15 protein-coding genes and 1 pseudogene are annotated in these 11949 nt (G+C 60.8%); 6 read left to right on the forward strand and 10 right to left on the reverse strand.

Annotation, left to right across the window (positions count from 1 at the left end; genetic code table 11):
* Nucleotides 1-44 precede the first annotated feature (44 nt).
* Nucleotides 45-350: a DUF7693 family protein gene (locus ACA068_RS18135; protein ID WP_497303712.1), complete on the forward strand. Its 306-nt coding sequence runs from the start codon at nucleotides 45-47 to the stop codon at nucleotides 348-350.
* Here ACA068_RS18135 and ACA068_RS18140 read toward each other — a convergent pair.
* Genes ACA068_RS18140 through ACA068_RS18150 form a run of 3 tightly spaced genes read right to left on the reverse strand, consistent with a single transcriptional unit; the run spans nucleotide 347 to nucleotide 2475 of the window.
* Nucleotides 347-1315 (reverse strand): saccharopine dehydrogenase family protein, encoded by a 969-nt coding sequence (locus tag ACA068_RS18140; protein ID WP_497303714.1) that lies wholly within the window; start codon nucleotides 1313-1315, stop codon nucleotides 347-349. The two genes, ACA068_RS18135 and ACA068_RS18140, sit on opposite strands and share 4 nt — an antisense overlap.
* Nucleotides 1312-1713, reverse strand: coding sequence for a VOC family protein (locus tag ACA068_RS18145; protein WP_497303716.1), 402 nt, complete (start codon nucleotides 1711-1713; stop codon nucleotides 1312-1314). The genes ACA068_RS18140 and ACA068_RS18145 overlap by 4 nt, the downstream gene beginning before the upstream one ends.
* 18 nt (nucleotides 1714-1731) lie before the next feature.
* Nucleotides 1732-2475, reverse strand: a complete 744-nt coding sequence (locus ACA068_RS18150) for an SDR family NAD(P)-dependent oxidoreductase (RefSeq protein WP_497303717.1) — start codon at nucleotides 2473-2475, stop codon at nucleotides 1732-1734.
* Nucleotides 2476-2613: 138 nt separating this feature from the next.
* Here ACA068_RS18150 and ACA068_RS18155 point away from each other — a divergent pair, with 138 nt between their 5' ends.
* Both ACA068_RS18155 and ACA068_RS18160 read left to right on the forward strand, forming a co-directional pair.
* A complete protein-coding gene (locus tag ACA068_RS18155) occupies nucleotides 2614-3507 on the forward strand; it encodes an AraC family transcriptional regulator (protein WP_497303719.1) in 894 nt (297 codons plus the stop codon).
* Nucleotides 3508-3661: 154 nt separating this feature from the next.
* Complete coding sequence (locus ACA068_RS18160; protein ID WP_497303720.1) at nucleotides 3662-5347, forward strand: diguanylate cyclase; 1686 nt, start codon at nucleotides 3662-3664, stop codon at nucleotides 5345-5347.
* A gap of 141 nt (nucleotides 5348-5488) precedes the next feature.
* Here ACA068_RS18160 and ACA068_RS18165 read toward each other — a convergent pair whose 3' ends face one another.
* The 3 genes and pseudogenes from ACA068_RS18165 to ACA068_RS18175 all read right to left on the reverse strand — a co-directional run bounded on the left by ACA068_RS18165 (nucleotide 5489) and on the right by ACA068_RS18175 (nucleotide 7541).
* The gene (locus tag ACA068_RS18165; RefSeq protein WP_010459119.1) at nucleotides 5489-5824 is read right to left on the reverse strand and encodes a hypothetical protein; all 336 of its coding nucleotides are present in this window, start codon (nucleotides 5822-5824) and stop codon (nucleotides 5489-5491) included.
* 307 nt (nucleotides 5825-6131) lie between these two features.
* A pseudogene (locus ACA068_RS18170) lies at nucleotides 6132-6485 on the reverse strand (DUF1801 domain-containing protein).
* Between the two features lie 120 nt (nucleotides 6486-6605).
* On the reverse strand, nucleotides 6606-7541 hold the full coding sequence (locus tag ACA068_RS18175; RefSeq protein ID WP_497303722.1) for a Ppx/GppA phosphatase family protein: 936 nt from the start codon (nucleotides 7539-7541) through the stop codon (nucleotides 6606-6608).
* Nucleotides 7542-7758: 217 nt separating this feature from the next.
* Here ACA068_RS18175 and ACA068_RS18180 point away from each other — a divergent pair, with 217 nt between their 5' ends.
* From ACA068_RS18180 to ACA068_RS18190, 3 genes are all read left to right on the forward strand, one after another.
* The gene (locus tag ACA068_RS18180; RefSeq protein ID WP_497303724.1) at nucleotides 7759-8211 is read left to right on the forward strand and encodes a thiol-disulfide oxidoreductase DCC family protein; all 453 of its coding nucleotides are present in this window, start codon (nucleotides 7759-7761) and stop codon (nucleotides 8209-8211) included.
* Nucleotides 8208-8576, forward strand: coding sequence for a DoxX-like family protein (locus tag ACA068_RS18185; protein WP_497303726.1), 369 nt, complete (start codon nucleotides 8208-8210; stop codon nucleotides 8574-8576). The genes ACA068_RS18180 and ACA068_RS18185 overlap by 4 nt, the downstream gene beginning before the upstream one ends.
* A gap of 227 nt (nucleotides 8577-8803) precedes the next feature.
* Nucleotides 8804-9868 (forward strand): alpha/beta fold hydrolase, encoded by a 1065-nt coding sequence (locus ACA068_RS18190; RefSeq protein WP_497303728.1) that lies wholly within the window; start codon nucleotides 8804-8806, stop codon nucleotides 9866-9868.
* Between the two features lie 98 nt (nucleotides 9869-9966).
* On the opposite strand, the gene ACA068_RS18195 is transcribed toward ACA068_RS18190, so the two are convergent.
* From ACA068_RS18195 to ACA068_RS18210, 4 genes are all read right to left on the reverse strand, one after another.
* Nucleotides 9967-10425, reverse strand: coding sequence for a metallophosphoesterase family protein (locus tag ACA068_RS18195; protein WP_497303730.1), 459 nt, complete (start codon nucleotides 10423-10425; stop codon nucleotides 9967-9969).
* A 57-nt stretch (nucleotides 10426-10482) separates the two neighbouring features.
* The gene (locus ACA068_RS18200) at nucleotides 10483-11091 is read right to left on the reverse strand and encodes an eCIS core domain-containing protein (protein WP_497303731.1); all 609 of its coding nucleotides are present in this window, start codon (nucleotides 11089-11091) and stop codon (nucleotides 10483-10485) included.
* A 75-nt stretch (nucleotides 11092-11166) separates the two neighbouring features.
* Nucleotides 11167-11331, reverse strand: coding sequence for a DUF2986 domain-containing protein (locus ACA068_RS18205; protein ID WP_094467945.1), 165 nt, complete (start codon nucleotides 11329-11331; stop codon nucleotides 11167-11169).
* Nucleotides 11332-11508: 177 nt separating this feature from the next.
* Nucleotides 11509-11823, reverse strand: a complete 315-nt coding sequence (locus ACA068_RS18210; RefSeq protein WP_497303733.1) for an oxidoreductase — start codon at nucleotides 11821-11823, stop codon at nucleotides 11509-11511.
* Between the last annotated feature and the right edge of the window lie 126 nt (nucleotides 11824-11949).

The raw sequence follows: 11949 nt of genomic DNA on the forward strand, positions 1-11949 counted from the left end.
GCAGCCTCTATCCTGTGCCCCCAGCGATTTCACCGGAGAACCCTGTGCCCCCCCTGACCGCCCGCGAGGTTTACCAGCAGTTGCGCGACGCCGCGCTGGACGTTCGGCCTCTGATACGGCTCGACGAACAACCCGAGCCCGGCCACGTGCACGTCGATATCGAAGGCTGGCGCCTGAGCCTCGGTGTCGATGGCGCCCGTCTGCTGCATTGCCAACGTTGCCAGAGCCCGGACGGCCGCGAGGGTGAGCTCGACAGTTGGCAACGTTATGGCACAGGCCCAGTCAGTTTGCTCAGCACCTGGGAGCTGGCGCAGATCGAGCGCTTGCTGTGCCTTCAGCACCAGCCTTAAAGATCAACGATCACCGTCCCGGCAATGCTCTCGGCAAACTCCACACCGAACAGACGACCCGGCGTTTCGAACCCGCAACGCCGCTCCCCGGCTAACACGCGTCGCGCGGCTTCCACTGCGGCCAATGGTGTGTAGGAGTAGCCGTTGAGGGTCTCGATCACCGACCGCGCAACCTGCCCATCGGCCCCCGTCACCTCGGCAACTGCACGGGCCCGATGCGACAGGCGCTCTTGCTCGCTGGGGCCATCGGGGAGTTGGGACAAGTCGCCCTCGGGGAACGCGTCACCGCTGATGTGCACGAACATCGCGATGTTCGCAATACCCGTTGAGTGCCCACCGGTGACCAGGTCACCGAACGACAGCGGCGCGCAGAGCACAGGCCCGGTGCCGAAATCGAAGTGACGCGGTTGCGCATCCGGCGCAGGAACGAGTACGCCGTCGACCCGCGCCATCAATCCCGCACCGATGATCTCGCCGACGCTATTGGCCGATCCGCGGGACATGGAGCCAGCGACCTGCAGCGCGATCCGTAGCGACTGCGGCTGTTCGACACGGCGGGCAACGTGCAGAGCGAGGCAGTCCGTGGGGACCACGTCCCAGCCGACGCCAGGCAACAGCATCACGCCGGCGTTCTCGCCCAACCGCTCCGCCAGGCGATAAACGTTGATTTCGGCGGTGATGTCGAGGTAATCGACCCCGGCCTCGATGCAGGCCCGCATCAAGGGTTCTGCGGTCAGCACAAAAGGGCCGGCGCAGTTCAACAGGACGGTGACGCCGCTCAGCGCTTGCACCGTTTGAGCGTCTGGCGAGAAGGCGCGATAAGGCACGCTCAGTTGCCGGGCAAGCGCCGCCACGCTTGTCTCGTCACGTCCGGCGATTTCGAAGTCCAGCCCGGCCGCCTTCGCCTGCGCCGCGACCATTCGACCGGTGTACCCGGTTGCGCCATAAATCAGAAGTCTGCTCATTGTGGGTGCTGCCAGTTTTTATAGACGAATTCGAGGCTGTACCCATCCAGGTCCAGGACGTTGGCCGCGTAATAATTCGGGTCGTAATGCAACCGTGCGCCGGGAGCGCCGTTGTCGGTAGCGCCTGCTTTCATCGCCGCGGCATAGGCCGCATCGACCTCGCCCCAGCTCTTGGCGACAAACCCGACATGCGCAGCCCGGCCCTCGACCACGCCTTCACGCAGCCAGAAAAACACCCGGCCTTGCGCGCCGAAACCCTTGAGGTCCGGGTGGCCCGGGGGGCCATCCTTGCCGTCGTAATCCAGCCGGTCAGTGATGCCGAGCGGTGAGAGCGCCGCGATGTAAAAATTGACGGAGCGTTGGGTGTCGCGGACTGAAATAAAAACATGATCAAGCATGGGATGCGCCTCGCTGATTCAAATGATGTAGCCGCCGGAAACCTCAATGGATTGCGCGTTGATCCAGGCACTTTCTTCGGACATCAGTGTGGCGATCACTCGACCGACGTCGTCCGGTTCGCCGACTCGACCGAGCGCCGTTTGCGAGGCCAGCAGCGTCTCGAACTCTTCGCTCAAGCCGCCGCCCAGTTCGGTGCGAATGGCGCCGGGCGAGACAGCATTGGCACGGATGCGCCGCTCACCAAACTCCTTGGCCATGTAACGGGTCAGTACTTCCAGCCCGCCCTTGAAAGCCGCATAAGGCGCCACGCCTGCGGTGACCACCCGTGTCGTCGCGCTGGTCAGGTTGACGATGCTCGCGCCCTCCTCCATCAGCGGCAACAAGGCCTGGGTCAGGAAGAACGGGCCTTTGAGGTGAACGTTCATCAGGTCGTCGAACTGCGCCTCGGTGACCGTCTCAAGCGGATTGAACAGGCCGTGGCCGGCATTGTTGACCAGACCGCCCAGGGTGGTGGTTTGCCAGTTCGATTGCAGCGCCTGCCGTACTGCCTCGACGAACACGCCGAAGGTTCCGGCATGGCTGACATCCAGTTCGAGGGCGACGGCATTGCCGCCCTCGGACCTGATGCGCTGAACAACCGAATCGGCCGCTTGCACGTTGCTCTTGTAGGTCAGGATGACGCCCATTCCGCGCCGGGCACATTGCACTGCGGCGCTGGCACCGATGCCTCGACTGCCGCCGGTGATGACGATAACGCTCATGGCTTGCTCCACTGTTAATCAGATGAGCAACCACGGTAACCCTACACCTTCGGGCGAGCGCAGCCGTTACTACTCCAATCCTGCCTGTTTCTGCTTTTCACTTGCGTCGTGCGCCACCCTGCGGTCAGATGTCTCCCCATGGAAAATCAACTGCATGAACTCAGAGCCCTCGCCGCCAGGGCCGAAAACAGGCTTACAGAGACTGGCATTGCGCGCGTGGCCATGGTTCAGGGTGCGATTCCCGAGCATCAGTTGGCCGCGGTCTATGAGCCGATGATCAACCTGATCCTGCAAGGCAGTAAGACCATCACCGTCGGCGATCGCACACTGCGGTATGACCCGGCGACTTATTTCGTGATGTCGATCGACCTGCCTGCGGTCGGCAGTGTGCACCCGGCCACGTCCGGCGAACCGTACCTCGCCGTCGCCTTGACGCTGGACCCTGCCGTTCTGGCGACGTTGCTGACGGACCTGCCAAAACCTGCCGCACCGCCTGAACAGGAGGCCGGTTTTTCCGTGGCCCCAGTCACGCCCGAACTGATGGATGCTTGGGTGCGCATGCTGCGATTGATGGATCGGCCGGCGGATATCGCGGCGCTGAGCCCGGTTTACGAGCGGGAGATTCTCTACCGGGTTTTGCAAGGACCGCACGGCTGGATGCTGCGCGAAATTGCCGCGCCCGATACGGCCATGGCCCGTGTAAGCCTCGCCATCCAGTGGATCCGCCACGCCTTCGCCGAGCCGCTGCGGGTCGAAGAAATGGCCCGGAAAGCGTCGATGAGCGTGTCTGCGTTCCACCGCCATTTCAAAGCCGTCACCACGTTAAGCCCCTTGCAGTATCAAAAACGCGTGCGGTTGCTCCAGGCGCGGACCTTGTTGGTGGCGAACGCTAAAAGCGTCACCAACGCCGCGTTCGATGTCGGCTATGAAAGCGCCACTCAATTCAGCCGGGATTATGCCCGCGTCTTCGGTTTGCCTCCGGCCCGGGATGCGGCGCGGATTCTCGCGCAAATGCGCGGTCGTACCGACTGAGGGCGCTTCAGTCCGACTTGTACCACTGACTCTGTTTCACGTCATCGCGCTGGCGAATGCGGGTACCGATCAATGGCCATGAAAGCGCCGCCACTGGCACCCACCCGACCATTGCGCATACCATGCTGCGACCTCAAACCGTCAGGTGTCGCCCATGATCAAAGCCAGTTTGCGAAGCCACCTGACTCTCTGGTTTGCCGGTTTGTCGCTGCTCACGCTGGTGAGTGTGGGTTTCTACGTGGGCCACATCGCCACCGAGCAGATGAAGCAGGCCAGCGGCAATGCGTTGTTGAGCACGGCAAGGTCGGCGGCCGAGCTGTTGGGCGCGCAACTGCATGAGCGTCAGCTCGAAGTGTCCCTGCTCAGTCGAGCGCCGTTTTTCAAGCATGGCGACCTGGACGATCCGGATATCTTGTCGTCGATGGAGTTGCGTTCGCAGTCCCGCGCCGAGTACGCCTGGATGGGCGTGGCTGACGCCAACGGGCGTGTACGGCAAGCCGTGAACGGCCTTCTGGTGAATCAATCGGTGAAGGAGCGCCCCTGGTTCCAGGCCGGGTTGCGCGGCGCCTATACCGGCGATCCTCATGAAGCAGTCTTGCTGGCCAAACTGCTGCAGGGAACCGCCGGTGGCGAGCCTTTGCGCTTCATCGATTTCGCCGCGCCGATCCGCAATGCCAAAGGCCAGGTGATCGGTGTGCTGGGCGCGCATGCCCATTGGAGCTGGGTCACGCGGATTGTTGACGCAGCGGTGCTGCGCAAGGACATGACGCCCGAAGTGGAGGCACTGATCGTCGACCACGACGGCAAAGTGCTCTACCCGGAAGCACTCATGGGGCAACGCGTGGCGAACATGCCGGTCGCCCGGGGAAACCATTCCGATACCGCAGACTGGTCAGTCGGCAACGGTTACCTGACCAGCGTCGTCGCGGTGCCCACGCCCTTGAGCACGGACCTTACGTGGTACATCGCGGTCCGCCAGCCACTGGATATCGCGCTTCAACCCGCACGTATTTTGTTTTACAAATTGCTGGTGCTGGGGGTGATTGCTGCGGTCGTGTTCGGCCTGGTGGCGTACTACCTGGCGCTGTACCTCAGTCGCCCGATCGAGCAGCTGGCAAAGTCGGCCAAACAGGTTCAGAACCAACAGCCCGGGGTGACCTTCCCCCGTGATCATTCGGTGCGAGAAATTGCCCAGCTGGGCCAGTCCCTCCAGGGCATGACGGAGTCCTTGCTCGGCAAGGAGCGCGAATTGCAGGAAGCCAATGCGTCGCTGGAAGCCACGGTCGCGCAACGCACCGCCGCCCTCACCCAGGCCAATGCCGACTTGTTGAAACTGGCCACCCACGACGCACTGACCGGCGTGTACAACCGGCGCCGATTCGACGAGAAACTGGATGAGTGCAACCTGCTGTTTCAACGCACCGGACGGCCCTTCGCGTTGCTATTCATCGACGCCGACCACTTCAAGCAGATCAACGACACTCACGGCCATGCAATCGGCGATGAAGTCCTGCACCAACTCGCCCGACTGATTGAGGACAACACCCGCGCCACCGACTTCGTGGCCCGCTACGGGGGCGAGGAGTTTGCGGTGCTGTTACCGGAAGTCGAGGAACCGGAGAGCCCCGAGGTCGTTGCCGAGAAGATTCGCGCTGCGATTGCCGAGGCTACTTTTGCTTCGGTCGGGCACGTTACGGTGAGTATCGGCATCGGCCTGGCCGAGTCATCGGACAGTAATACGACCGCGCTGATTAAACGCGCCGATCAGCAGCTTTATCAGGCGAAGTGGTCGGGAAGGAATCGGGTGGCGCAGCAAGCCAGAGTGACGGAACGCCAATGACCTCCAGCTTCCACTGATGAAAACCCGGTTAAACCGCAAGGCTATTCACTTAAGAAAATCTTCAGCTGAGCAAAACCTGTGGCGAGGGGATTTATCCCCTCGCCACAATTGCGCATCCGCAATCAAGACCGGGTATTGGGTTTACTGAACGTTTTTCAGCTTGACCACATCACCGGAGATCTTGGTGGTGTAACCGGTCAGGACCCAGGCCCAGAACCAGTTTTCCTGCACCTGGGTGTTGATCATCGCGTCGCCGCCCTTGGCTTTGATCGCCGCGTTCTGAGCGCGAACAAAACGGTTGTTCTGCTGGATCGGGATCACGCCGAACAGCAGCAGGCCCGTGGCGCTCGCTTCACTGTGGCCCAAGACGGTGTACTGGCTGCTTTCATAGTGCTGGGTATTCATCGGCGTGCCGGTGCATCCCGCCAAAACCAGACCGAACAGCGCAACCGCGACAACTTTACTAACGTACTTCACTGAAAAAACTCCATGAGATAGTGCCCGGGATCCGTCTCTCGGGCGGCGCACACTCTAACGGATGAGATGGCCAATTGGTATCAGCTAAAGCAGGTGATTTTCCGCCCCTTGGTTGGCGGTGGCTTTTGGTCGATAGGGTGAAACGTCGCGCCTCAGCTCTGAGTTATCGCAGCCGGTGAATGCGCAGTTGAAACAGGCTCGTCGTCCAGCTTGATAAACATTGCCAGCATCGGCCCCATCCGCCGCCATGGGGATTGAAATGGCATAACCTTAGAGATTGACTCACTGAACGGCATTAGTTCTTTGCTCATTTCGCCGGTTTGGCACGCGCGGCCGCTCGCGAGGTGTTGAGCGCGACGGCAGCGTTAATCAACGCCCTCAACGCTTTCTCATTAATCTCATCCTCTTCATGCACATCTATCGCCCGTCGCGTATTGCCTTCAAGACTCGCGTTGAAAAGCCCCGAAGGATCCTCCAGCGACGCCCCCTTGGCGAAGGTCATCTTCACAGCGTTCTTCTACGTCTCGCCGGTGCAGATGATGCCGGTATGCGATCACACCGGAACGCCCCACCAATCACTCAACTCCTTGATCCTCGCGTCTATCAGCGAAGAGGCCTCTTCACCCTGTCCGTCCTTCGCGCCGATCGTTTCCTTTTTCATCGGGTTGCCGCTCCTTCAGGATGGTGTTTGCCCGCTTCAGGATAGTTGCCGTTTGCCCGCCGCTTGGGCCTCGCTGACTGACGGTTTGCGTCCAGAGAAATCCCGGGGCTCAGCACCCCATCAGTGCCTGGCCATCAATCCATGGAGCACCCCGACCCTTAGACCCGCTTCGGAAGGTGTCATGTGCGAGATGCCAAAAACCTTGAACGCAGCCAGCATGACCACCAGCCCACCCGGCAAACTGCTCAGGCGATGGGGTTGCAAGCCCGCCAACCCGAGCTGATTGACATGCCCCGCTTCAAGCAGACGCAACGACAAGCGCAGAAGGCCGCCGTAAGTGATTCCGTCTTGGCCATCGTCATTCAAACCGTTGGCCTTGAGGACTTTGGCGAGCATCCGCGCGGTGCCTGAAGAACCGATGGCCTGCTGCCAACCCAGCGCACGGTAACGACGTGCGACCTTTTCAAACTGCACGGTAGCCACCCGCTCGGCTTCCAGCAGGGCCTGAGCCGTAATGCACCCGCCCTGAAAGTACCGCGTGCCAAAGGTGCCGCTGCCAATAGCAATGCTTTCGGTCAACAGCGGCTGAGTGCCCTTCCCTAGAATCAACTCGGTGGAGCCGCCGCCAATATCCACCACGAGCCGCATACTCGCGGCACTCGGTATCGTGTGGGCAACCCCGGCATACACCAGCCGGGCTTCTTCGTGCCCGGAGATCACGTCAATCCGAAAACCGAGATGGCGCTCGGCACTGGTCAAAAACAGTTGGGCATTGTCCGCTTCGCGCACCGCGCTGGTCGCCACGGCCCGCACCCGTCCGGCCTCAAAGCCGCGCAGTTTTTTGCCAAATCGCGCGAGCGCCTGCCACCCCCGATCCAACGCCAACTCATCCAGCGCACCGCCCTGGAATCCCTCAGACAAACGGACGGGCTCGCGCAGGGTTTTGACTTCCTGGATCACGATCTGCTGGTTGCGTTTGATCGACTGGCCAATCATCAGGCGAAACGCATTGGAGCCCAGGTCAATGGCCGCAAACAGAGGGGCATCTCCTTTCATGGTGAAGATTCCTGGCAAATTCATCTGCCCGCGGACGGGTTGCGCTGGGTGTTCAAGACGGTTTGTGATGATCCTGCCACGCCTTAGGTGACACCAAGATGACAAGGCCCTTTATTGACCGTACAACGGCAGTCTCGATAGAGGCTGCCGCTTCCCGTGAAGACTTTCGCGCTGGCACGCGGGTATGATCCGGGATACCTCCCATGGACCCCTCTCTATGCCAGCGTCCACCCTCCGCCCCTCTCCCGCGCCATTACTCCAGCCAGGCGAAACCGTCGTCTTGTTCGACGGCGTGTGCAAGCTGTGCAACGGCTGGGCAAGGTTCCTGATCCGCCACGACCACCACCGGCGCGTGCGGCTGGCGGCAGTGCAATCGCCCGAGGGGCAGGCCCTGCTGGCGTGGGCAGGTTTGCCCCTGGATCAATTCGATACCATGGCCGTGATTCGCGACCGGCACTACTGGGTGCGTTCGGATGCCGTCTTTGAAGTCATCGCCCAATTACCCGGTGCCTGGCGCCCATTGAGACTGTTGCGCGCCTGCCCGCGCAGACTGCGGGATTGGGCCTACGACCGCATTGCGCTGAATCGATATCGGCTCTTCGGAAAATACGACACGTGCCTGTTGCCCACGCCCGACCATGAGCGTCGATTCTTGAAAACGCCAACGTGAGCGCCTTGAAACGCATCCACTGGATCGCCCGGGGAAGCCTGGCGTTCATGTTTGGCTACCATGGTCTGGTACCCAAGCTGTTGTGGTTGAGTCCTGGCGAGCGAACCATGATTCAAGCCCATGGCATTGATCAGGTGGAGTTGTTTGCCTATGCCACCGGGGTCGCTGAGATTGCCCTGGCCTTATGGATATTGCTCGCGCCACGCATCACCTGGCCGTTGATTATTACCTCGACAGCACTGGCTGGGCTGCTGCTGGATGTCGCGATTTTCAATTCGTCCATGCTCAAGGATGCCTTCAATCCCGTCACCCTCAATGTGGCCGGACTGGCGCTGTGTGCGGTGGCCTGGAATAGCAAGGCTTGAGCAAACAAGTGTGAACCAATCCGCGCGCGGGACGTCTCTCGGCCAAAACCGGAATTTCCCTGCATCGCCATGTATCACAGTGTGTCTGGCTATCCTCTTGATACATCCGTTTTCACCGGGCCTGCGTTTCGACACAGGCCAGATACGTCACCGCGTTGAAATGCATTCAAGGTTTCAAGGGGCTCAGCCAGAACCCTTGGCCAACGCCTTGCAACGGAGACATCACCATGAAGATGGCAATGCAGAACAAAACCGGCATGACTCGCCGCCACCTGGTCGGCTCGTCGATCCTGGCGTTTGCCCTGTTCGGCGCGCTCGGCGAGGCCCACGCACAAACGCCCGCCACCGCGCAGCCTGCCGCGATCAAAGCCGACGCCACTCAGGCAACACCCTCCCCGTTCGGCCCGCTGAAGCACATCAAGGCGGGACTGCTTAACGTGGCTTACGCCGAAACTGGCCCGGCCGACGGGCCGGTGGTGATTCTTCTGCATGGCTGGCCGTACGACATTCACAGCTATGACGAAGTCGCCCCGCTGCTTGCGGCGAAGGGTTATCGCGTATTGATGCCGTATGCCCGTGGCTACGGTGATACGCATTTCCTGTCTGACAAAACCCTTCGCAACGGCCAACCGGCCGCGCTGGCCAGTGACGTCATCGACTTCATGGATGCACTGAAGATCAAACAAGCCGTTCTCGGCGGCTACGACTGGGGCGCGCGCTCCGCCGGCATCGTCTCGGCGCTGTGGCCAGAACGGGTCAAGGCGCTGGTTGCGGTCAGCGGCTACCTGATCGGTAATCAGGCGGCCGGCAAGAACCCGCTGCCGCCCAAGGCCGAATTGCAGTGGTGGTATCAGTTTTACTTCGCCACCGACCGCGGTCGCGCCGGGTACGAGAAAAACACCCATGACTTTGCCAAGTTGATCTGGCAACTGGCCTCGCCAAAATGGGCGTTCGATGACGCCACCTTTGACCGCAGCGCAAAGGCGCTGGACAACCCCGACCATGTCGAGATCACCGTCTTCAACTACCGCTGGCGCCTGGGCATGGTCCAGGGCGAGCCTCAATACGAGGCGCTCGAACAGAAACTGGCCACGGCGCCGTCCATCAGCGTGCCGACCATCACCCTTGAAGGCGATGCCAACGGCGCGCCGCACCCTGCCCCCGAGGATTACGCCAAGCGCTTCACCGGTAAATACCAGTTCCGGCTGATCAGCGGCGGCATCGGTCACAACCTGCCGCAGGAAGATCCACAGGCGTTCGCCAAGGCGGTGATCGACGCGGATCACCTTTGAGGACGATCTGAAATAGCCCTTTCACAACGACGGCTCGTTTTATCAACGAGCCGTTTTTTTTTGTTGGAAAAAAATCCCGTTGACCCAGCCCGCAGACATTATTCGAGCAGCGAGATCAGGCGCGGCTCCAGGGAGGTTTCGAGCACTTCCAGCAGGGCCAGCGTCACCGGCAATTTGAAGCGCCGCCGTCCCGCGCTGCCGGGGTTGAGGTAAAGCTGCTCGCCGCGCCACTCTATCCGTGGCTTGTGCGAATGGCCGGTGATCACCAGCTTAGTAGCGGAGTCGAGCCCGACCGGGACGTCGGCGATATCATGCACCAGGAGCGTTTCCCATCCGTCGAGATCAAAACGAAGAAGGTCGGGGATTTTTTCTGCCCATGGGGCGTCCAGGTCATTGTTCCCGCGGACGACGTACAGCGGGGCGATAGCTTTGAGTTGATCGAGAATGTCGGCGTTGCCGATGTCGCCCGCGTGAATGATCCGTTCACAACCCGCCAAGGCAGCCAGGGCTTCGGCGCGGAGCAAACCGTGGGTATCGGAAATCACACCAACTTTCATGCGCCGCTCCAGATCAGGTTGAAAGATGAGCGCAGTGTAACGCGGCTGTGAGCAGTGCTACGGAACAGGCTCCAAGACTGATCCCGTTACAGCTCCGTCCCGCACCGACCGCCTGACCTCAGCCTGTATGGCATAAGCCGGCGCCTCCACAGCATTGAAATCTTGTGTATAGCGCTGGGCAAACCCGCCTACCCCCCATTCCTGAAACTGCTGCACATGCTTGAGCTCATGAGCCCAGAGCACGTTGTTCTGTTCTGCGGTTTCCGCGTCCCGGAAGAGGATGATGTCGATCAGCGTCACGGCACCCACATCCGGGTTTTGCAGCATGGCAGTGGCGGCGTTGAACTGGCCGTTGTCGCTGACTTTGTAGCGCGCGGCATCGAGGACGCTGGGATCGTACCAGCGCAGCAGTTGCTCCCGAATGTGCGGTGGAATGGGTTGCAGGCCAGTGGTGGCGGCTTCAGCGCGGGCTTGGGTCAGCCATAACGCCAAGGCCGGCGCGGCGATCTGGTAGAGGTCATCCGTCAGTCCCATGTCTGGCAGGCAGATGCAGCCGTCCAGGCAAATTTGTTTCTCGCCAGCCGGGCAGGCGTTGGTCTGGGCTGGCACTTCAAGCGTCAGGCATAGAACAAACAGCGCCACCAGGCGCGTGGTGATGGGCGGCATTGGGCGCTCCGCGAACAGTGAGTCTGCGCGCTGCAAAAAAATCGCTGGACACGACAGACCACGGTTTCCTGTAACTCACTCGCTCTCAGAGGAAGTGATGGGGTCAAGACTGGATTCAGCAGCGAGCTTCAATCGGTCAGCCTTGCTGATGTATTTAGACTTGCTTGCCGGTGCCAGTTTGGCACTGGCCTTTTTGGCGTGCGCCTTTAATAACTGCTTTATTTTTTTTTGACGATTCATGGTGTTCCACTCGGTTTGTCAGCGGTCGAATGATATCAGCTTAAATTGCCGGACCAGATCCCTGGGGTGCACACAGACTGCACAACCCAGGAAATAGACGGTGAATCGCGGGCGTTGGCAGAACCGCCTGACACCGAACGCCTGCCACCCGCTATCCGGCGAAGGCTGCGTGGAGCATTACCCGAGGGAATGTGCAGGGAAGTACGTGTAACCCACCTCGCCGTAACGGGTGTAATACGTTGATCGGTCCGCTTCGGCTAACGGCCAGCCGTGCTTGAGACGCTCCGCAAGATCCGGGTTGGCGATAAAGGGTCTGCCAAAGGCGATCAAGCCCACCAACCCGGTGCCGAGCGCAGCCTGCGCGCTGTTGCGATCAGTGAAGCCACCGCACCAGATGATTGCGCCAGGGAACGCGGCCCGATCCCCGGCCAGCAGCGTGTGGTCGAGGTGGTGAGCGTTGAACTCAGCAACCTCCATGTTCTGCGCAGGCATCAGCTAGTAGACCAAGTGCAGGTAGGCTACGCCGAGACGGCCCAGACGCTCGGGTAGGAAAATTCGGTGAACCGAGGCTGATCGCTACATAAGGGGCCCCGTCATGGACGCCGACGGCTACTCCAC

This window comes from Pseudomonas sp. LBUM1660, from assembly GCF_059695935.1.